18 protein-coding genes and 1 pseudogene are annotated in these 19,963 nt (G+C 54.1%); 13 read left to right on the forward strand and 6 right to left on the reverse strand.

The genetic code is table 11. The features are described from left to right. Positions 1 to 1,227, reverse strand: coding sequence for a polynucleotide adenylyltransferase PcnB (gene pcnB / locus TPRIMZ1_RS0101410; protein ID WP_010253642.1), 1,227 nt, complete (start codon positions 1,225 to 1,227; stop codon positions 1 to 3). 116 nt (positions 1,228 to 1,343) lie between these two features. Continuing rightward, entirely contained in the window at positions 1,344 to 2,288 is a 945-nt protein-coding gene (locus tag TPRIMZ1_RS0101415; protein ID WP_010253645.1) for an alpha/beta hydrolase, read from the reverse strand. 59 nt (positions 2,289 to 2,347) lie between these two features. Between TPRIMZ1_RS0101415 and TPRIMZ1_RS0101420 the strand changes: the two genes are divergently transcribed. The 8 genes from TPRIMZ1_RS0101420 (at position 2,348) to TPRIMZ1_RS0101455 (ending at position 14,249) form a co-directional block, all read left to right on the forward strand. Continuing rightward, positions 2,348 to 3,514: a class I SAM-dependent RNA methyltransferase gene (locus TPRIMZ1_RS0101420; RefSeq protein WP_010253648.1), complete on the forward strand. Its 1,167-nt coding sequence runs from the start codon at positions 2,348 to 2,350 to the stop codon at positions 3,512 to 3,514. A 397-nt stretch (positions 3,515 to 3,911) separates the two neighbouring features. Further along, the gene (locus tag TPRIMZ1_RS0101425) at positions 3,912 to 7,061 is read left to right on the forward strand and encodes a hypothetical protein (RefSeq protein ID WP_010253650.1); all 3,150 of its coding nucleotides are present in this window, start codon (positions 3,912 to 3,914) and stop codon (positions 7,059 to 7,061) included. A 101-nt stretch (positions 7,062 to 7,162) separates the two neighbouring features. Beyond that, a complete protein-coding gene (locus tag TPRIMZ1_RS0101430; RefSeq protein WP_100216991.1) occupies positions 7,163 to 9,145 on the forward strand; it encodes a PQQ-binding-like beta-propeller repeat protein in 1,983 nt (660 codons plus the stop codon). A gap of 107 nt (positions 9,146 to 9,252) precedes the next feature. After that, positions 9,253 to 10,821 carry a P83/100 family protein gene (locus TPRIMZ1_RS0101435; protein WP_010253657.1) on the forward strand — a complete coding sequence of 523 codons (1,569 nt, stop codon included), beginning with the start codon at positions 9,253 to 9,255 and terminating at the stop codon, positions 10,819 to 10,821. A 5-nt stretch (positions 10,822 to 10,826) separates the two neighbouring features. Beyond that, positions 10,827 to 11,810 carry an FtsH protease activity modulator HflK gene (hflK, locus tag TPRIMZ1_RS18230; protein ID WP_010253659.1) on the forward strand — a complete coding sequence of 328 codons (984 nt, stop codon included), beginning with the start codon at positions 10,827 to 10,829 and terminating at the stop codon, positions 11,808 to 11,810. Beyond that, entirely contained in the window at positions 11,810 to 12,793 is a 984-nt protein-coding gene (hflC, locus tag TPRIMZ1_RS0101445; RefSeq protein ID WP_010253662.1) for a protease modulator HflC, read from the forward strand. Before hflK ends, hflC begins: the two co-directional genes overlap by 1 nt. 38 nt (positions 12,794 to 12,831) lie before the next feature. Further along, the gene (locus TPRIMZ1_RS0101450; protein ID WP_010253665.1) at positions 12,832 to 13,863 is read left to right on the forward strand and encodes a tetratricopeptide repeat protein; all 1,032 of its coding nucleotides are present in this window, start codon (positions 12,832 to 12,834) and stop codon (positions 13,861 to 13,863) included. Between the two features lie 32 nt (positions 13,864 to 13,895). Continuing rightward, positions 13,896 to 14,249 carry a hypothetical protein gene (locus TPRIMZ1_RS0101455; protein WP_010253669.1) on the forward strand — a complete coding sequence of 118 codons (354 nt, stop codon included), beginning with the start codon at positions 13,896 to 13,898 and terminating at the stop codon, positions 14,247 to 14,249. Between the two features lie 2 nt (positions 14,250 to 14,251). Here TPRIMZ1_RS0101455 and nudC read toward each other — a convergent pair whose 3' ends face one another. Then, on the reverse strand, positions 14,252 to 15,085 hold the full coding sequence (gene nudC, locus TPRIMZ1_RS19615; protein WP_010253672.1) for an NAD(+) diphosphatase: 834 nt from the start codon (positions 15,083 to 15,085) through the stop codon (positions 14,252 to 14,254). Positions 15,086 to 15,183: 98 nt separating this feature from the next. Here nudC and TPRIMZ1_RS0101465 point away from each other — a divergent pair, with 98 nt between their 5' ends. Together TPRIMZ1_RS0101465 and amrS are read left to right on the forward strand one after the other, a co-directional pair. After that, positions 15,184 to 15,564: a hypothetical protein gene (locus tag TPRIMZ1_RS0101465; protein ID WP_010253674.1), complete on the forward strand. Its 381-nt coding sequence runs from the start codon at positions 15,184 to 15,186 to the stop codon at positions 15,562 to 15,564. Between the two features lie 3 nt (positions 15,565 to 15,567). Then, positions 15,568 to 16,575: an AmmeMemoRadiSam system radical SAM enzyme gene (amrS, locus tag TPRIMZ1_RS18240; RefSeq protein ID WP_081503600.1), complete on the forward strand. Its 1,008-nt coding sequence runs from the start codon at positions 15,568 to 15,570 to the stop codon at positions 16,573 to 16,575. Here the strand turns inward: amrS and TPRIMZ1_RS0101475 are convergent, their stop codons facing one another. Genes TPRIMZ1_RS0101475 through TPRIMZ1_RS0101485 form a run of 3 tightly spaced genes read right to left on the reverse strand, consistent with a single transcriptional unit; the run spans position 16,576 to position 18,242 of the window. Further along, the gene (locus TPRIMZ1_RS0101475) at positions 16,576 to 16,881 is read right to left on the reverse strand and encodes a zinc ribbon domain-containing protein (protein WP_010253679.1); all 306 of its coding nucleotides are present in this window, start codon (positions 16,879 to 16,881) and stop codon (positions 16,576 to 16,578) included. A gap of 2 nt (positions 16,882 to 16,883) precedes the next feature. Then, positions 16,884 to 17,216 (reverse strand): FmdB family zinc ribbon protein, encoded by a 333-nt coding sequence (locus tag TPRIMZ1_RS0101480; RefSeq protein ID WP_010253681.1) that lies wholly within the window; start codon positions 17,214 to 17,216, stop codon positions 16,884 to 16,886. Positions 17,217 to 17,231: 15 nt separating this feature from the next. After that, positions 17,232 to 18,242, reverse strand: coding sequence for a hypothetical protein (locus tag TPRIMZ1_RS0101485; RefSeq protein WP_010253683.1), 1,011 nt, complete (start codon positions 18,240 to 18,242; stop codon positions 17,232 to 17,234). Positions 18,243 to 18,389: 147 nt separating this feature from the next. On the opposite strand from TPRIMZ1_RS0101485, the gene TPRIMZ1_RS0101490 reads away from it, so the two are divergent. The 3 genes and pseudogenes from TPRIMZ1_RS0101490 to TPRIMZ1_RS0101500 form a co-directional block, all read left to right on the forward strand. After that, positions 18,390 to 18,827: a hypothetical protein gene (locus tag TPRIMZ1_RS0101490; RefSeq protein ID WP_010253685.1), complete on the forward strand. Its 438-nt coding sequence runs from the start codon at positions 18,390 to 18,392 to the stop codon at positions 18,825 to 18,827. Further along, on the forward strand, positions 18,814 to 19,167 hold the full coding sequence (locus TPRIMZ1_RS0101495; RefSeq protein WP_010253687.1) for a PIN domain-containing protein: 354 nt from the start codon (positions 18,814 to 18,816) through the stop codon (positions 19,165 to 19,167). Before TPRIMZ1_RS0101490 ends, TPRIMZ1_RS0101495 begins: the two co-directional genes overlap by 14 nt. 207 nt (positions 19,168 to 19,374) lie before the next feature. Next, positions 19,375 to 19,963 (forward strand): annotated as a pseudogene (locus tag TPRIMZ1_RS0101500) (Rpn family recombination-promoting nuclease/putative transposase); the annotation flags it as partial.

Here is a 19,963-nt window from a genome sequence, read left to right on the forward strand (position 1 = left end):
CTATTCTGTTTTTGGCGCAGCAGGATTACTGTGCGGCTTGTGTCTGCGGCGGCGGCGTTTTTTAGCGCCCCCTTCTCCGGCAGGGGATGTAACGGAAGGATGCGGGGGAAGTATGCCGGGACCCGGGAAATCGGGGGCGGCCAGGGGTTCACGATCCTGAACTTGGGGTTTGCCCCGGTCAAAAAAGCGGACCTTCTTTACGTTCTGGCCATGCTCAGCAAAAATAAGCCGTACCGCATGGTCCAGTTCCATCCGGGGAGGGTTCATGGGAAGGACGAACTGCCGGGCGGCCATGAAGGCGATCTTGTAGTTTTCCGTCAGTCCCTCGGCGTCCCAGTCAATAAAATCAACCAGATAATCCCGAATCAGGGCTGCCAGAGTTTCTCCGGGTTTCGGGTTTCCGTTCCGGCTCAATTCACCCAGACCCTTCAGATACCGGGACCGGAATTTTTCGCTTTCCTTCATCTGGCGCGAGGCATTGGGCTGGAGGTACCGGTAGAGGCCGAAGTATTCAAGGCTTTCTGTTATCTCTGCGGCACAGGGGGAATGGATGATCTTGAAGATCTCCTCCGTAAGCCGTGAGGGGGATACCGGAGCGAGCAGGGAAGCTTGTTTTTTTATTTTCCATCTCAGGGTAAGGGGGATTTTAAATCCCGTAGTGGCGGCGTACTTGACCGCCCGGATCATCCGCACCGGATCATCCTTAAAGATAAAGGACAGGGGGATGATGGGGCGTATCAGCTTATTCCGGATATCCTTCATGCCCCCCACATAGTCCACCACCACCTGTTTACCGGGATCATAAAAAAGGGCATTTATGGAAAAATCCCGGCGAAGCACATCCTCCTCTATGGTCCCGAAGGTATTGCTGGTGGAACCGTCCTTGAGGGAACGGAAGGTGGAAACTTCAAAAATTTTCGGACCAAAGTACACATGGACCAGCCTGAAACGGCGGCCTATAACCCGGGCGTTCCGGAATATCTTCTTGATCCTGGTGGGGCTGGCTTCGCTTACGATGTCAAAATCCTTAGGCTTTTTCCTCAGCATGAGGTCCCGAACCGCGCCGCCGACTATGTAGGTCTCAAAACCATTGGCCCGCAGCCGCTCGATGATATACACCGCATCACTGTCCACATCAGAAAAACTGATGCCGTGTTCGTTTTGTGTATAAACAATCGCTTTTTTAACGGGTTTGCCGTTCTTTTCCGCCCCATATCGGATGCGCAAGGGAGCCTCGCTTAGTTAACAGAATAAGGAATGATACACTAAAGATGCAGACACAAAATGATGATCATAGGTATACAAAAAAAACACGCCCCTGTCTATGGGCTGCCTAGTCTCGTCTATTGCGGCAGACGGGGGGTAAGCCAGCGGAGGATATTGCCCATCACTTCTTCCCGGTTGGTTTCGTTTAAGAGTTCATGCCGGGCATCGGGGTAGAGGACAAATTCCAAGTCGTGGATACCCATGGACCGGTAGGCGTTGATCAGGGCGGTGGGGCTTTTCCCCATATCCCCCACGGGATCGGCGCTGCCGCTAAAAATGTATATAGGCAGGGTCCGGGGGATACGTTCCATGGCTTGGGGCCGGTGTATCGCCCCAAGCGCCTGGATCAGGTCCCGGTAGAACCCGGAGGAACAGGTGTTTCCGCAGAGGGGATCCACCGCAAAGGCGTCGTTCTGTTTGTCATCCCGGGAAAGCCAATCATAGGGAGTCCGATTAGGGCGAAAAGGCTTATTATAGGCGCCATCCGCCAGGGCCACGGACAGACGGGAAGGCCGGCGGCTCCCCCGGAGCATGGCGATAAGGCCCATCAGGGGCGCCCCAAGGGTGATTTTCAGGCCATCGGGCCCCCGGGTTCCCGAAAGCAGGCACCCGGCCAGACGGTCACCGTGGGCTTCGATATAGGCTTGGGTTAGAAAGGAACCCCATGAATGACCCAGGATATACAGGGGGAGCTTGGGGTGGGCTTCCTTAACGGCATCAACCAGGATATTGATATCCGCAACTACCCGGAAAAAACCGTTCCTATCCGCACAATGCCCCAGGAGGCCTCCATTGCCGGGATCGTTCACCGTCCTATCGGCGGTCATGCCGTGTCCCCGGGCATCCGCCGCCCATACCTCAAAACCCGCTCCGGCTAACCGCAAAGCCAGGGGCTCATACCGGAGGGAATGTTCCGCCATTCCATGAACGATAAGCAATACCGCCCGGGCCGGTCCCTGGGGCACCCAGCGCCTAAGAAAAAGGCGGGCGCCGTCATCGCTTGTTACCCATTCTTCAACCATATGCTCTGAGTATAATCCCTATATTATAATCCTGACAATAGCGGTATAATATCCCCTCAATGGCAGTCGGTGAAATCTTTACCGCCCCGGTGGAGCATATTGCCTCAGGCGGCGCGGGTATCCTGAGTTTTCAGGGCAAACGAATTTTTATGGACCTCAGCGCTCCGGGGGATACCGTGACCGGCCGGATTACCCTGGAAAACCGCCACTGGGCCCGGGCCGAACTGGTGGAACTGTCCACAGCCTCCCCCCTCCGGGCTGAACCGGCCTGCCCCCTCTACGGGATATGCGGCGGCTGTTCCCTCCAGCACCTAAACTACGAAACTCAGCTTGCGGAAAAAACGCTTATACTCCGGGATGCCTTTACCCGCCTAGGCGGTATCCCCCTGCCCAATGAGATACCCCTTATCCCCTCCCCTCCCTGGGAATACCGGAACCGTATACAACTGCACCGTATTCCCAATCGTAAAGGGGGAAACGCCTTGGGCTTCAAGGCCCGCAAAAGCGATGCAATCATCCCCATTACGGACTGCCCCGTCTCCGATCCGGAACTCCGGGCGGTTCTCCGGGAAGCTTCCGCCCAGCCGCCCTCCGGCCAGGACCGGTTTACCCTCTATTCCCGAGGCAATACCCTGGTAAGCGAGGGGAGTATCCGGGGTAAAACCCAGCGCCGGGGCACCGTAATACTGCGTGGTAAGGAGATCCGCATGGACGCAGGGGTGTTTTTCCAGAGCAACGGCGCCATGCTGGAAAGGCTCATCGACGACCTGCTCAGTATTGCTGCGGAAGCGGATACGGGGCTCCCCATGGCGGATCTGTACTGCGGGGTGGGAACCTTCGCGGCCTTTCTGGGGAAACAATTTCCCCGCGCGGATCTGGTAGAGGAGAACCCGGAAGCCATAGTCCTGGCCCGGGAAAACACCCGGGGTATGGAAACCCGGCTCTTCGCCCAAACCGGGGATCTCTGGGTACAGGGCTGTAGTATGGATACCCGGTACGGCTTTATGGTAGCCGACCCGCCCCGCCAGGGTCTCTCCCCTGCCCTGCGCCGGGCCCTGGCCCAAAAGGGCCCCCCGGTTCTGGCCTATGTGTCCTGCGATCCCGCCACCCTGGCCCGGGACAGCGGGGAATTATTGGCCGGAGGCTACCGGCTGGATAGTCTCACGGGCTACGATTTTTATCCCCAGACCGCGCATATCGAAAGTTTAGCGGTGTTTACGCGATAAAGGCATTGAATGGATACAGAGGGTTGAAGAAACGAATATTGAAAGCCTGATGCGAACCACCTTGATAAGATGGTCTGAATTGGTCGCGCCCAAACCGCTGATTGTCCTATTTGGGCTTTTGGCAGACTAATTCCGAAGTGTGGGAACAGGCCGCAGACTACCAAGTGGTTCAAAAACGGAGATGTAACGGTGGTAGGGTGTTAAAGATTGGTCGACCCGGTAATAAAGAAATTAGTGCCGGGAAGCAAAATTTATAGAATTTTCTGTAATTTTGTTAAAAAATATCGAATAGCTCTAGCATAAAGTGGAATATTATATTATTTGTGTTATAGTATATATAAATTCATTAAAAATGCCTGTACTGCCTAAGCCTGATTATTAAAAAGAAGGAGTATCTATGAAAAGAAAGAATTTTTTGTCCTACGCTCTGGAGAACAAACCAAAGGTTGGTTTGTTGCTGGCTATTTTCGGCATGGCTCTCGCCGTCGGGACTTTTATTTCCTGTGAAAACGGCTTGGGTGGAGCGGTCGATTTGTCTGATCTCATAAAGACAGAAACCGTCGTCGTTACGAAACCCGGGGAAATTATCTATGAGACTCTACCCCCTGAGGATAACGGCAAACTAACGATTAAAAACACCACGGAAGGTCAAACCATCCATTTTATCCGGGTCAAATACCCCGATGAGACTTATAAAGTCATCCCCGCAAATGTTGGGACCGGGGAAGAAAAAGTACTTTCCCTTCCCGCCGGAGACTACGAGGTATCCATCAGTGAAGATGGCGTCCATTATTCAAGCGTAGAGACTCTTGCCATTGAGTCAATCACCGACGACCCGGTAGGTAAAACCTTGGATACCACGGATAATTTCAAGCCCCCCTTATGGTGGAAGACCGGCGGGCATAACGATTCGAGTGATCCCAAGTATGACCCTAATTACGACGAATGGAATCCTGATAACCCCGTTTCTCCCAATAAGGGAACCGACGGCGGGGGGACCGACGAAACTACCACCCAAAGGCCTTACCCTGGCCTGGGGTACCTGGAAGTTATAAATAACAGTAACTACCCGCTTGACATAATAAAAGTAACCTATTTCGCCTGGCCTGACGGTTCTACCGAAAATTTACCTGCAATCAGTTTGGAAAACCCCACGAACGAACTAACCTTTACCCTGGATCCGCAGCTTGAAAAGGAGCAGTCTATCATTTTAACCCTCCCCGCCGGAAGCTATAAGGTTGAATTAGGCTATAAAGGGGGTAATCAAAATCCTTCATGGCTTGGGAAAAGTGAAAATCTTGTAGAAGAGGGAAAAACATCCAAGGTAGAATTGAAATCCGAGGGTGGTAATAGCGGCGGCGGGACTACCGGGACTACCCCTCCGGCTGAAACAACAGGCTCCTATTACATAATCGTCAAAAATCAGTACAAAGACACGATTGTTAATGCAATCAACGTGTACCAGGTGCCCGGCAGCGCCCCCAACAATACTACCACGCTGGCCCCGAACCCCACGGGGATAGTAGTTACGCCTCCCCTTAACTTTGGGGATACCTACTACTACAAGGTCCCCACCACCGGCGAATACAAGGTACGGATGGGGTTCTACGATCCATCCAAGCCAAAGGGGCCGGGCAACCCGTTCTGGTATAACTCCCCCAGTGACGATACCGACCCGGATCACCCGGCCAGCTGGACGGAACCGGGAGATGTGATAACTGTGGGGAATGATCCTAATTTTAAGGAAACAAACAAGGATAACTCCACGGATTATTCGACGGGGGAAAATAATCCCGGAAAGAACACCGGGGAGAAACAGCCTGGCGCCTATTTTATAGCCGTCGAAAATAAATACTCGGGCAAGACGATTAATGTAATCAATGTGTATCAGGTGCCTGGCACCGCCCAGACCCCTATGGTTCCAAACCCCAGCGGCTTAGTATTTATCGATCCCCTTGCCTATGGCGAAACCTATTACCACCAGGTACCTTCAAAGGGAAGCTATAAGGTGCGTGTGGGGTACTACGATGAAACAAAGCCAATAGGGCCGGGCAATCCCGAGTGGTTCAACGCCTCCAACAATGATGCTGATCCTAATGACCCGGCCGATTGGGTCAACGAGCCTGTTGACAGGATTGTGGATACCCAGCCCAGTACCTATCATATAATCGTCATTAATCAATATCCGGGCACGTACATTAATGTAATTAACGTGTACCAGGTGCCCGGCATCGCCCAGACCCCTATGGTTCCAAACCCCAGCGGCCTGGTATTTATCAATCCCCCCCTTGCCTTTGGCGAAACCTATTACTACGAAGTCCCTTCAGCGGGAAGCTATAAGGTGCGTATGGGGTATTACGATCCAACAAAGCCAATAGGGCCGGGCAATCCCTGGTGGTACAACGCTTCCAACAATGATCTTGATCCTGGCGACCCGGCCGATTGGGTCAACGAGCCTAAAAATACCGTTGTTATCGGTACAAACCCGCCGTCTGTCGTGACAGACAATACGGGCGAGATAGATAACTCGAACGACCCCAACAACAAAGGCAAAATAACAGGGCCTGTAGCTACTCCGCATAAATGGGCATATTTAAAGGTAGTGAATACGGGCAAAAATAAAATCTATGCGGTGTTAGCCACCAATCGTTCAACGGATGATACGCTTCATCCGGCTGATGCTGCCCATGGTAATCAGCCCTGGTTTGACTACGGGGACGTGACGCCCCTCAAAGGGCAGACGGACATGACAAAATCCGCTGTGCGCAACCTGCTCCACAATTCTTCCACCCACCTCGGGACCAACGCGTATACCGAGGAAATGGAAGTCCCGCCCGGGGAAATGTATATCCATGTTTATCACAGCTCCGGTACCTCCAAGGTAGTTTATCATGAGCGCATAACGATAAATACCTACATTGATGTTTTGACCATCGTCAGCTTTAAGGATACAACCTGGGAGACATATCCGGAGTACACCACGCCGACGGCACTGCGGGATAACCCGGACTCCGTGGGTTCGGTAACTATTGTTAACCGTGAAAGCACGAAGGGCCATATACCAATTGAGCGGGTGCTTATCACCAATTACGCCGAAGCTGAAAAAGTGGTTGCTTTAACCGACATTAATTTAGGGCTTTATACTGCATACATTGACTGGAGAGAAGGCTATATGCCACAGAGCGATACACTACTAGCAGGAAAACCATACCCATCAAACAAAAAAGGTTCACCGAGATCCGACAAAATACCGAATGTCCTTTCGATGAACCAACACGTACCGCCGCAGTCTGCTATTAATGAAGGTTTGTTTAGTAACTGGAATGGTGATATGGTTGTTAATAAGAAGGTCGAAAAAGTATTCGGTGTACCGCAAAATAGTTCGATAACTTTCAACCTAAAACCGGGGCTCTACCGTATTGCTGTCCGTTCAGCCAAGGATGACCATTGGTACGGGGGGAAGACACTGTACTTCTGGAAAGCCGTTCATATCCGGGAGGGCGTGCCTACGGTACTCACCTATGACGGGTATCATCTTGAACCCTAGTTTTTTGAAGGAACTTTAGATTGAACCCAAAGGCCCTGGCTCATGCCAGGGCCTTTTTTAAAAGCCTAACAAAAATTGTAGTAAACTTCCGATACTGTATTATGAACCCAAAAACCCAGCTCTTCCTTTTCTGCGCCGTCCTCGGCCTTTTGTCCCCGGCCCTTGGGGCCCAGCAGGCGCCCGCTTGGCGTCAAGCCTTGGGGGGGGCGGTGATCGGCGCTCCCGCAGCCCAGGCGGAGTCGGTGGTGGCGATCTGCGATGGGGGAACTGTGGAAGCCTACAGCCGCCAGGGGATCCACCTTTGGAGCTTCAACGCCCGGGGCCGGCTAAGCCCCTACCTCACCAGATCACCGGAAGGGACCAGTTATGTATGCCGAACCAACGGGCTCCTTATCGCCCTAAACCGGATAGGCCGGGAAGTATGGCGGGTCAGCCTGGGAAGCCCCATCACAGCGCCGGTTCTGGTGGGCTGGGATGGGCGTATCTTCGTTCCCACGGCTACCCAAATCGCCTGTTATACCGCCTCGGGGTTTCTGCTCTGGTCGAAGCCCCTGAACGGCGCCCTTGCCCTTAAGCCCCAGCCGGATAAGCTGGGGGGTCTCCTCACGGTCCGCAGTGACGGGCAGCTCCTTATCCTGGGTCCCTACGGAAATGTTATATCCCGGCGGCTGAACGAAGTACCCGCCGCCGTTCTTCCCCTGGATGCCGCGGCCGCAAAGCTGCTGGCCCCCGGCGCCTCCAGGGCTGCCGTGGATATCGTGAAGGCCGCTGCCGAAGAGGCCGCCAAGCTTGCCGCCGAAGCCAAAGCCGCCGCAATCCGGGCTAAGGAGGCCGCCGATAGGGCCGCCGCCGCCGCTGCAGCCGCCCCCGCAAATAACGGAGCCCAGACCGCCGCCAAAAGCGCTGAGGAGGCTGCGGTTGTTGCCGCCCTAAACGCCGCTGAAAAGACACGGGCCGCTGAAGAAGCCGCCGCACGACGGCCCCCGGTATTCCGCGGGGATGAGCAGACCGTGCTGGTGATATATAAAAACGGTCAGGCCGAATCGATACGCTGGTACAACGACGGGGAAAGCGCCTTTGCTGCAAGCTTTCCCAGCCTTGGTTCCGCCCCGCTGGCGGCGGTAAACCGGGAGGACACCATTGGGGCCGCCATGGCAAACGGTAAGGTACTCCTCTTTTCCAGCCGAGGACGGGCCCTCTGGTCCGTGGACAGCCCCACCGGGGACAGTTCCCCCGAAGCTGCCGCAAACACATCCCTGCTCTACGATGAGCGGGGAATCTACGCCCTCACCAGGAACGGCGCCGCCGGATATGGGATCGACGGGAAGCAGCTCTGGACCCTACCGACCCAGGGAACGGCAAGCCCTCCGGCCTTTTCCGATGAGGGAATACTCTACTCCGGGGGCAGCGACTGGGTTCTCTATGCCTACCATATGGAGGATACGGTTAAAATCCGGAAACAGTCCATCTACGGGCCGGCGGCTGAGGGCAGCTACAGTAACGGCGATCCCCGGCCTTCGCCCTGGGCTGCGGACAATGACCGGTATGAACCGGCGGTAATGGGTGAACGGCTTGCTCTCATCTCCACCGCCATACGGAACGGCCAGGTGGGGGCCCGTGAACGGGACTACACAGCCTACCTGATGGAAGTAGCCGGAAGCTTGGCGGAGGCCCCGATGAACCAGTCTCTGCTCCATCCCCTGGTCCATGTTCATTATCGGGTGGAAGCGGCTCGGCTCCTATCCTATATCGGCTCCCGGGAAACCGTACCCTTCCTGGCGGATCTCTGCCGCAACGACCCGGACTCCGTGGTCAAATCCACCGCAGCGGAGGCTATCGGTTATATCGGGGTTGATCCCGAGGGAACTGCCTTTACCGCCTTTACCTACCTAATCTTCCCCCTAGCCCCCACCAGGGACGAGCGTCTCATGGCCGCCATAGCTGTAGCCACGGGCTCCCTCTGCCGCTTTTCCGGCCCCCCCTTAAGCGAAACCGGAACCCGGCTCCTGACCGCCCTGGCCAGCCTGGGCCCAAGCTTTGCCCAAGCCGTAGCCCGCAAGGAACTCCACTCCCTCTATTACTAAGCCGGGAACGTAGGCGCTATTGTAAACAATCCATTTTCCCACCATACTATAAGGAAAAGAGAGCCTGGACCTTTGGTCCGGGTTCGATGAATCCGAGGAGTGGTTATATGTTCCCGCATAGATATATATGCTTATGTACCCTGATATTGGCCCTGGTTCCCTTGGCGTCCCTCTTCCCGCAGGTTGATTCCGGAGAATTGTCGGCGGGGCAGGAACCGGTGGAATTCATTAACTATGAAGGACCCCAGAGCCGTATCGAAACCCGGGCGCAGATCCGGAGTATCGGGTTTGCCCTAGGCCAGGCTGTTCGGTCCGGCGCCTCCAACACCGGGGCCGGCAGCCGTTATTTTGTGATCCACTCGGTGAGCGATCCCGAGGGGACGAAGCTTGACGCTGATATTTTGGGACTCGGGCTTAATGTAGGGGTAGATCATATACGCAACCTCCGGCTGATCATCCAGGGCTACCTTGAAGGGGCTTACGCATACAGCGAGCGGGATGCCGCCACCCTGGCCCAGTTTATCACCATTTACAATGCGGTATTCCGCGGGAAATGGGAGTTCTGGAACTCGAAGTACAAAACACCGGTAATCGGAAACCTGACCCCGGAAAAAGTAGGGCTTTCCACCCGCTATGACCAGTGGCCGGGAAACGCACTAATAGTGATTCCCCTCCAAACCGCCCTGGCCGGTTCCCTCAGCGCCATTGATACCAGTACCCTGACCGAGGGCGAGGTGATCGACGAACTGCGCCAGGACGACGACCGGGGCATTCCCCCGCGGCGTGATATGGTTGATATCAAAGAACGGGAAGCCGACCAGGCGGAACAGAAGGCTGCGGAACAACGGCGGGATGTGGTTAAGGAAGAACAGGCCATTGTCCAGGACCGGCAGCAAAACGCCGAGGAGCGAAAGCAGATCGAAGAAGACCGGAAGCAGGTCCAGGAGGACAAGGAAGCCGGTAAGATAACGGAAGATGAAGCGAAGAAAACTGAGGATGAACTTGCCGCCCGGGAAGCCGCCTCTGACGAAAAGGAAGAGGAGTTAGCCCAGCGGGAAGAGGCGCTGGAAGAGAAGCGGGAAGAAGCCCAAAAGTCCGAGGAATTTGCGGAACAGAAATCCGCCGAAGCCCAGGCGGAACGGCAGGAAATAGCCCAGGATCAGCAGGGCATTATCAACCAGGAAGCCGCCCAGGAGCCCACAGGAATACTGGGGATGAACCTCTTAAACGCCGATTCCGCCCTGGGACGGCTTGTACGGCTTGCGGCCGATTCAGCGGAGGTACTTAAATCTTCCGCCATGAACAGCATCAATGCCCGGACCCTCACCCTTATTGACGGGAAAATCCTGGCGGTGGCCGGGGAAAACCGGGGAAACAGCGCCATACGGCTGGTGGAGATCAACCCCGCTACCCTGGAGATGGCCGCACAGGGGGACGACGATATCCACCCCCGGAGTCTCCTCTGGGTGAACGGTTCGGATATCTACGCCTTCACGGTTTCTGCGGAGGGCCTCTTCTTAGGCCGGTATAACACAAGCCTTGCCCGCCAGGCACGGTCAAGCGTCACGGTGCATCCCTTTGCTACGGTGACCTTCCATGATGATGTACTTGTTACTCAGAACACCGATGGTCAGGCGGTCGTTCTCAATGCTCAGAATCTGACCGAAAGGAAGTAGCACTTATGCAGAATGTAACGCCAGGAATGGTGTCGAAGTTTTTGAATCCCCTAACGGTTATTTTGATTGCCGTGGGGATCCTGGTGGTAGCATTATTGGGCACCAGCGTTTATATTGTGGACCAGACCGAAGAATCGGTCATAACCCGGTTCGGGAAGTTCCACAACATCAGCGGGCCGGGGCTCCATATCCGCCTGCCCTTTGGCATAGACAAGCAGTACATCGTGAATGTCACCTCCGTACAGACCGAACAGTTCGGGTTTCGGACTCTGAAAAGCGGCGTCAGTTCCACCTACTCTAACCTTACCGGGGAATCGACCATGCTCACCGGGGACCTCAATATTATTGAGGTGGAGTGGATTATCCAGTACCGTATCACCGACCCGAAGGCCTGGGTGTTCAACGTAATGGAACGAACCGAAACCATCCGGGATGTTTCCCGGTCGGCCATCAATATGCTGGTGGGAGATCGGGCCATCATGGACATCATGGGCAGCCAGCGGAGTACCATCGAATCCGAGGCCACCGCTTTTATGAACGAAACCTTCCGGGGTTACGGCTTGGGTATCGATGTGATCGCCGTAAAACTCCAGAATATCGATCCCCCCGCCGGGGTTCAGGAGGCCTTTGACGATGTGAACAAGGCCGAGCAGGATCAGAACCGGCTTATAAACGAAGGCCAGCAGGCCTATAACGCGGAGATCCCCCGGGCCAAGGGCGAGGCGGACCGCCTGGTCCAGATAGCCCAGGGCTATGCGTCGGAGCGGGTTAACCGGGCCAACGGCGACGTGTCCCGTTTCAATTCGGTGTACGAGGAATACCGCAGGGCTCCGGATGTAACCCGCCGGCGGCTTTACTACGAAATGATAGAAGATGTGTTCAAGGATGATACGGAAACGGTGATCATAGACCGGAACTTTAACAACTTCCTGCCCCTGCGGGATCTAAACGCAGAACGCGCTTCCCGCGCCTCCCAGGGAGGCCGTTAATGAGAAAGTCACTTTTCGTACCCATAGTCATCGCAGTAATAATAATCGGAGTTATCTGGGCGGGTCCCCTCTATGTCATTGACGAGGGTGAACAGGCGGTCATCGTTCAGATGGGCCGGCTGGTAAATGTGGTTACCGAGGCGGGACTCCATGTAAAGATCCCCTTTATTGAAGAGGTGGTACGCTACCCCAAACGGATCATGGCCTGGGATGGGGAGCAGAAAAGTATGCCCACCCGGGAGAAACAGTATATCTGGGTTGATGTTATCGCCCGGTGGCGGATAGCGGACCCGCAGAAATTCTACGAATCCATCTCCACCATCAGCGGCGCCTATTCCAAGCTGGCGGAGGTTATCGATTCCGAAGTGCGGACCGTGGTGGCCGAAAACTACCTGCGGGAAACGGTACGGAATTCCAACCTTATCCTGGAACAGCCCGAGACCGCCGACAGCCTTGGTATTGGGGACGGCATTGACGAATCGGAGCTTCCCACCCTGATCCAGTCTTCCGGCAGCAAGGAACCCATACAGCGCGGCCGCCGTCAGTTGGCGGAGGAGATCCTGCAGCGATCCCGCAGAATGGTCCCCGAGTACGGCATTGAACTTATCGACGTGGTAACCCGGCAGATCCGCTACTCCGATGAACTGACCCAGAGCGTCTACGCCAGGATGATCAAGGAACGGAACCAGATAGCCCAGGCCTTCCGGTCCGACGGCGAAGGGAAAAAGGCTGAGTGGATGGGCCGTATGGACAATGAGCGCCGGTCTATCCTTTCCGCGGCCTACGAAAAGGCCGAGGTTATCCGGGGAACCGCCGATGCGGAAGCCACAAGGATCTACGCCGACGCCTATACCCGGGACCAAAGCTTTTTCGACTTTTGGCGGGCGGTGGAATCCTACCGGACAACCATCCCCAACTTTGACAAGACCCTCTCTACGGACATGGATTATTTCAGGTACCTCTACTCTCCCCTGGGACGGTAAGGGAAAAACGGTTAAGGAGGAATTATAGGATGATGAGAATGAGTAAATTAGTTTCCCTGTTTTTATCAGTAATGCTGTTGTTCCTTTTCACTTCAGAAAACCTTTTCGCCGATAACCTCAGTTATAATGAGTATATTAACCGGGGTATACTCTATGCGGATCAGAAAAACTACGATTCGGCAATTGGGTATTACAACCAGGCAATACGGCTTAACCCCAATTTACCCGAGGCTTACAACAACCGGGGTTCCGCCTACGCCGTTAAGGGTGAACAGGTCTGGGCGCTGGCGGACTTTACCGAGGCGATTCGGCTTAAACCGAACTATACCTTTGCGTATAACAACCGGGGGCTGCTCCATATTGAGCGGGGAGACTATGAACGGGCCCTGAGCGATTTCAGCCAGGCCATACTCATCGATCCGGGGTATGCTAAGGCCTACCGGAACCGGGGAGACGCCTGGGTGCAGAAGGGGGAGTACGAACGGGCCATCAGCGACTATGACCAGGCGATCCGGCTTTCCCCGAGCTACGCCATGGCCTACGGCAGCCGGGGTAACGCCTACGCCAACCGGGGTGAATACGACAAGGCAGCCGCAGATTATAACCAGGCTATCAGGATAAATCCGAATTATGCAGAGGCATATATCAACCGGGGAAATATTTATTACGACATAGGCTATACGAACCGTGGGCTGGAAGATTATACCCGCGTATTGGACATCAACCTAAGTTACGGGCCGGATCTGGCCAAGTCCTATGCCAACCGGGGGCTTGCCTACAATAATATGGGAGAATATAGACGGGCCCTGACGGATTATAATGAAGCTATCAAGCTCAGACCGAATCTGGCGGTGGTTTTTAGACACCGGGGGGTAAGCTATACCAATCTTGGCGAGTACGATCTCGCCATTGAGGACTTTACCCATGCCATTATACTCAATCCAAATTATGCCCTGGCCTATATCAACCGGGGTAATGCCTACTCGCAAAAGGGCTTGTACGATCAGGCCCGGATCGATTATCATCAAGCAGTGAGGATCAATCCAAAATATGGTGCGATTTATTACTAAGCTGGTATTATAACAAACTGAGGAGGAATAGCATGAAACGTCTGGCAGTATTAATTGTTATTTTTGGAATCGCTTTTAACGCGGTTTATGCGCAGAATATCAATAAGACCCAATATAAGGAAATCAGTCTCGCGGATTATAAAGCGGCGGGGGATGTCAAAGAACGGGACGATACGGAACGGTTTAAGCTGAACGTTAAATTTCTGCTCCAGGCAGCAAACAGTGTAGCCGTCCAGGATACTGAGGACAAGCTCCAGCGTTTTGAGAGCGAAAAAACCCTTGGTTTTGAACGGGGCCAGGAGCTTGTTCTGTATGTCCATTCGACCCATCTTCCCGATGGGGGCTGGGAAACCGAGATTATAGATTTAGCCGAGAAAAAAGAGTAAACTTAGGCCCCGAGCCACCGGTTTATGAGCAGGCGGGCAACAGAACCGTTGCCGGGAAGATTGGGGAGCGTATCCCGGGAAAACCACTGGGCGTCAAGGATTTCTTTTCCATCAGACTTGAGTTCCCCGCTTACATAGTGGGCGGTAAAACCAAGCATCAGAGAGTTGGGAAAGGGCCAGGGTTGGGAAGCTGCGTATTGTATCCTATCGACATCAATGTTAACTTCCTCCTTAATTTCCCGTAGGATGGTGGATTCCAGATTTTCCCCAGCCTCAACAAACCCCGCAATCAAACTGTACACCCTATCGACAAAATTGGCGTTGTGGGCGAGGAGTACCTGGTCTTTGTCATTGGTGATGAGTACGATAACCGCCGGCGAGATGCGGGGGAACTCCATTCTGCCACAGACCGGACATTGCCTGGCAAGATGTTCGGTGGGGGAATCCCTGTTAAGGCTGCCGCAGCTGCCGCAATAGGCGGACTCCCTCCGCCACTGCATAACATGGTAGGCCCTGAAAAGAAGACCTTCGGGACTGCTGGGGCTCACCATACTTCCGGCTGCAACGGCCAGGGCCTGCCGTATGGGAACACTCCGCCAGCCTTTGGGCAGCGTATCCTCCTTATCCAGCATAAACCCTGTCAATGTACCCGATCCATCCACTCTGGGTATCTCAAGATACCCTGCGGAAGGCCAGGCTGCGGGGCCGCCGAATGCATCAAAAATACGGGAGGGGGAATGGGAATGAAAGGCCGCCGAATCTTCCACATCTTCGGGCAATATCAGGTTAGCCCCTTGAAATATATAGGCCCCAAGATTCCCGTCCACTACCGCCATGATAACCCCCTGTTGAAAAGCATGGTAATCTAAAATAGGGATTTATACAACTTGAAGCTTCGGGCTATAGGATTTATAGTTATAAAACGAGGTGAGCTATGAGCATAATCAGTTATCTGGAAACATTACCCCTGAACGAGATTGTAAAATACGCCGGGGGAGGAGCGCCCAAAAATGGCGTCCCCTTCATGGGATACCCCCGGCAGCATCCTTCTGAGGCAAATAAATTCATCCTTATGTACGATCCCCTGGGGGATAATCCGCGGATCATTGAGTTTAAGACAGAGGATATACTCTACATGGAAAATGTTCAGGCAGCGGTTACCGAAGCCGGAGAGGCGGCGCCCCTGGCAAAGATTTGGATACGCAAGGGCGCCCATGGGGTAATCCTTGAACCTTTCGAGGTGGATGATCCCCTCCATTTTGCCAATAAAACCAAGGATCTGCGGGAACATTTCCTCCGGGGAAATAAGCGCTGAGCCGTGGCTCTTCCAGCGCCCCGGTACTTTAGCGGAGCGGAGTGCCTGCTCTGTCCACGACAATGCAGGATACCCCCGGGCGCTTTCGGCCGCTGCGGTGTGCGGCAAAACCGGGAAGGGCTTCCCGCCCTCCCCTTCTATGGCTATATTACCGCCCTGGCCGAGGACCCTATCGAAAAGAAACCCCTCTACCACTTCCGCCCGGGTTCCTCGATCCTGTCCCTGGGCTTTGCGGGCTGCAACCTCCACTGCCCTTTCTGCCAGAACTTTACTATTTCCCAAAGTACCGATGTTCCGGGCCGTCGGCTTTCTCCGGAGGAGCTGGTAAAGCTGGCCCGGGACCGGGGTTTCTCCCAGATCGCATACACCTATTCTGAGCCGCTTATACACATTGAATATCTCCTGGACTGTATGGCCCTGTGCCGCAGGGAAGGGATTGCCAATGTATTGGTCAGCAACGGCTGTATTAACCCTGAACCGGCGGCGGAGATCCTGGCTTTAACGGACGCCGCCAACATAGACCTCAAGTGTTTTTCCAACGATACCTACGAAAGGGTCCTTGGGGGAAAGCTGGGAACAGCGCTGGGCTTTATTAAAACGGCCCATGCGGCTGGGGTTCACCTGGAAATAACCACCCTTATCGTGCCGGGGCTTAACGACAGCGATGCTGAAACCCGGCTCTGCGCGGAATTCATCGCCGGCCTTTCCCGGGAAATCCCTTGGCACCTTTCCGCCTATCACCCGGATTACCGCTGGGACGCGCCGCCCACAAGCCCCGCCTCGCTGGCCCAAATCGCCCGCATGGGCCGGGAACAGCTTTCCTACGTATACACCGGCAATATTGTGGGGGAAAACAACACCCCTTGCCCGCACTGCGGCGCAGTATTGGTATCCCGCCGGGGCTATAGGGTAGACTGTACGGGCCTGGCGCAGAAACAAGTCGATGGGAAACAGGTTTACTGCTGCACCAAATGCGGAGGGGGGACGCCGATATCCGGAAATTTGCTGTAATTACCTTAAAAGTATCGCCAGGACAGCCACAAAGGCTAGGATTGCCAGGACATACGCCCAGAGGGGCAGAGAACCGGCGGGAAACTTGGGGGGAGATGGTTTTCCCGGCTTGGGTACGGGGGTATTACCGGAGCTATCGGCGGTGTAGCCGCAGACGGGGCAGCCGGCGGAAAAGAGCTGTTCCTCGCCTTCGAAACCGCAGGCCGGGCAGAGTATGTTGGCGAAGGATCGTCCGCATTTGGGACAGCTTTTTGAATTTCGTTTAACCTCGGCGCCGCAATTTTCGCAAAAAAACCGGGCGCCCATGACTAGGAGTTGACCGCCTGGGCGTTTGCAGCGGAGTTTCCCGCGCTACTTGCAACGGAGTTTCCCGCACAGCCGGATTCGGCTTTAGCGCAGCCTGCACATGCAGATTCGGAAGGCTTGGCGGCGGGCTTTGAGGAGGAGGAGCCGCCGCTCCGTTTGGAATTATCGGTTACATAAAAGCCGGAGCCTTTAAATATAATGCCCCCGCCGCCGTTGATTACCCGGCGTACTTCCTTGCCGCACTGGGGACAAATCTTTAGGGGATCATCCTTCATGCTCTGGATAATTTCAAAAGAATGACCGCAACTCTTACATTCGTATTCATAGGTGGGCATGTATTATGTTCCTTATTACTGTGAATATACTGCAAAACGGTTAAAAAGTAAAGCAATACCCTCGGCGCTCATGGGCCTGGTGTGGATAACCAGGTCCGCTTCTTCCTGACTCGGCGGATTCACCAGGAGGGGACGCAAAACTTCGAGAAATTCTGCGTCCACGTTGAGATCGGGGCTCTCCGTAAGGACACGGACAAAGGATAAAAGAGCCGCCAAAGCCCTGGCCTGGTTGGGATTTTGTGTCTCCACCCGCAACTGTAATTCGTACAAAACGCTTGAGTCGGCGCTATTGATAGCTTCCGCATCATCGTCATCCAGGTCCTGCCCTGAGGATTGGGCGATTGCAAACAGTATCCGCTCCGTGGGGATACGAATCGGCATCCCTGTTTTGGAGAGGAAATTATTAATCGGGGTTCCGGCATGTTCCAACCACCCTAACACAATGGCCTCCCAACGAATTTCATTCAGGTTTTCGGGGAGCGAAATTGGCGGCCCGTCGGTAAAGGGGTCGCCATCGGAGACAAAGGCATGGGGGCCTTGCAGGGATACCGAAAGGCCGGCGCGGGAGGAATGCCAGTACTTCTTTCCGGTCGGGGAAAGGGTCCCTTTCCACTGGGGACTAAAAACCAAGCCCGCACCGCCGGGAATTTTGCCCTTTTGCCGCCATGCGTGGAGAATCATATTCCTGGAAGATCCGTTGGGATATACGGCCCCGGCAAGGAAATCAACCTTTTGTAAAATACGCGCAGTCTGTTTCATATCAACATCTTTCAGGACAATATGGTTCAGTATGGGCCGGGCCCGGTTAACATCGGTATAAAAATAGGCCAAGCCCCCGGGGGCCAGGGCGGCAAATTCCTGCCCCGGCGATCCCGGAGTTTGAACCGGCGTTTTCGGCCCGGAAGCGCAGGAGGCGAGGATCAGGAACACAAAAAAAGAGGGAACAAGGCCTTTAAAAACAGCGGGACTTTCCTGAACACAGCGGCGGCTCGCCGGCACCGGGTCCGCCAATCGGTCAAAAAACATCAGATCCTCCTTATTACATTGTCTACTATTATACGCGCATTTCCGGGGTTTTTCAATGCCCGGTTCCCTATGGAGATTAGAAAAAGTTTTCCGTTTCCTTGCCTAAACGACATAATTCAGGTATGATTTAAGAAATCGGAGCTTACCATGTCTATACAGAAAACCATCGAAAACCCAGCCAGCTACCGTATAACCGTGGACGTACCGAGGGAAATGCCGGTGGGGCCGATTATTCTTACCTTTGCTCCCGCTCCAGCAGCGAGCCAGAAGCCCATCATCCCCGGCGAGGACAACGAGGACGGCCTCAATCTGCACCCAACGGCGGAACAGGTCACGGCGGCAATGGCAGGGGTCGGCAAAGGAACGGTCCAACCGAGTTACGACACTCTGGAGGAAGTCCTGGCGGCAGCCGAACAACGCAGGGAGGCCGAAAAGGCCGACCCCTCCCTGCGTTCCCTTAAACATTGGCACGGTATACTCAAGGACAGCAAAGCTTGGGGCGCTCATCTTGATACAAATGCGGAAATCCGCAAAATGCGGGATGAATGGCCGGACTATTGGGATGTTAAAAATGGCAATACCTAGATATGTCTTGGATTCAACAGTCATCATCAACCAGCTCAATAGCAAGGTTGATATAGACGCTTTTTTTGATACCCTGCCGGAATATGAACGGTATATAAGCGGAGTAACTGAAATAGAAGCATTGTCCAAACCGGGTATGACTGAGGCTGATATAAACGAGGTTAATACCTTTCTGCTTAAGTTTAATAAAGTAAATTTGCTGCCCGCAATAAAGAACACTGCCGCCGCCATCCGCCGTGGTACAAAGATGTTAACCCCCGATGCCATCATCTCCGCCACCGCTATCGTCTTAGGCGCAATATGCCTCTCCAATGACGACCATCTGCTCAAACTTGTCTGATTACATTGTCTATCATTCTATGCGCATTTCCCGGGATTTTCAATGCCCGGTTTCCTATGGCTAAACTTGACCCCAAAAATCATCCCATACGAATTTTAAAAAAATCGATCCTCAGGGTAAAGCGTTTTTCATCATAACTCTCTTATATACGCGGCGGGCCGAAAAGTCGCGCCTAAAACCTGGGCGTAAGCCCATTAAGGAGCTGTTATGAAATTATCTTTCCTGGTCCCCTTTTTCTGGGGTGAACTGCGCCGTACGGCCAGGGAAAACGCAGAGAAAGGCGTTCCCCTGGACATCCTTTCGGATTTTGTCTTTAAAAGCCTTTTTACCGACGACAACGAGGACTCCCGTGATGCCCTGCGTCATCTCCTCTCCGCCTGTATCGGCCGCCCTGTCGCCTCCCTAGCTATTCAGAACAACGAACTCCTCCCGGAGTACCTTACAGGTAAAACGGTCCACCTGGACATACACCTCTATTTTAACGATGGCGAACAGGCGGATTTGGAAATGCAAGTCCAACGCACCGACGACGACATTAAAGTGAGGGCTATCGTTTTAGGCGCCCGTATGCTTTCCGGGCAGGCAAACGGGGGGAGCAGTACAAGCAGATACGCCGGGTATATCAAATATTTTTCCTGAATTTCGTCCTCTTCCCCGGAAGCGATAAGGTACCCCGGCGTTATTTCATGCAGGAAGAGGACGAGCATGACCGGTTAAGCGATGTGGTATGTTCAATTTTTTACGAACTCCCCAAACTGGACAAGCTGGTACAGGACTGTTTAAACGGCAAGCAAGA

The sequence above is a fragment of the Treponema primitia ZAS-1 genome (assembly GCF_000297095.1).
Classification (GTDB): Bacteria; Spirochaetota; Spirochaetia; order Treponematales; family Breznakiellaceae; genus Termitinema; species Termitinema primitia_A.

Coding starts and splice junctions, on each gene's coding strand:
- TPRIMZ1_RS0101415 (WP_010253645.1), bottom strand. CDS start 2,288: ATGGTTGAAGAATGGGTAACAAGCGATGACGGCGCCCGCCTTTTTCTT.
- TPRIMZ1_RS0101420 (WP_010253648.1), top strand. CDS start 2,348: ATGGCAGTCGGTGAAATCTTTACCGCCCCGGTGGAGCATATTGCCTCA.
- TPRIMZ1_RS0101425 (WP_010253650.1), top strand. CDS start 3,912: ATGAAAAGAAAGAATTTTTTGTCCTACGCTCTGGAGAACAAACCAAAG.
- TPRIMZ1_RS0101430 (WP_100216991.1), top strand. CDS start 7,163: ATGAACCCAAAAACCCAGCTCTTCCTTTTCTGCGCCGTCCTCGGCCTT.
- TPRIMZ1_RS0101435 (WP_010253657.1), top strand. CDS start 9,253: ATGTTCCCGCATAGATATATATGCTTATGTACCCTGATATTGGCCCTG.
- hflK (WP_010253659.1), top strand. CDS start 10,827: ATGCAGAATGTAACGCCAGGAATGGTGTCGAAGTTTTTGAATCCCCTA.
- hflC (WP_010253662.1), top strand. CDS start 11,810: ATGAGAAAGTCACTTTTCGTACCCATAGTCATCGCAGTAATAATAATC.
- TPRIMZ1_RS0101450 (WP_010253665.1), top strand. CDS start 12,832: ATGAGTAAATTAGTTTCCCTGTTTTTATCAGTAATGCTGTTGTTCCTT.
- TPRIMZ1_RS0101455 (WP_010253669.1), top strand. CDS start 13,896: ATGAAACGTCTGGCAGTATTAATTGTTATTTTTGGAATCGCTTTTAAC.
- nudC (WP_010253672.1), bottom strand. CDS start 15,085: ATGGCGGTAGTGGACGGGAATCTTGGGGCCTATATATTTCAAGGGGCT.
- TPRIMZ1_RS0101465 (WP_010253674.1), top strand. CDS start 15,184: ATGAGCATAATCAGTTATCTGGAAACATTACCCCTGAACGAGATTGTA.
- TPRIMZ1_RS0101475 (WP_010253679.1), bottom strand. CDS start 16,881: ATGGGCGCCCGGTTTTTTTGCGAAAATTGCGGCGCCGAGGTTAAACGA.
- TPRIMZ1_RS0101480 (WP_010253681.1), bottom strand. CDS start 17,216: ATGCCCACCTATGAATACGAATGTAAGAGTTGCGGTCATTCTTTTGAA.
- TPRIMZ1_RS0101485 (WP_010253683.1), bottom strand. CDS start 18,242: ATGTTTTTTGACCGATTGGCGGACCCGGTGCCGGCGAGCCGCCGCTGT.
- TPRIMZ1_RS0101490 (WP_010253685.1), top strand. CDS start 18,390: ATGTCTATACAGAAAACCATCGAAAACCCAGCCAGCTACCGTATAACC.
- TPRIMZ1_RS0101495 (WP_010253687.1), top strand. CDS start 18,814: ATGGCAATACCTAGATATGTCTTGGATTCAACAGTCATCATCAACCAG.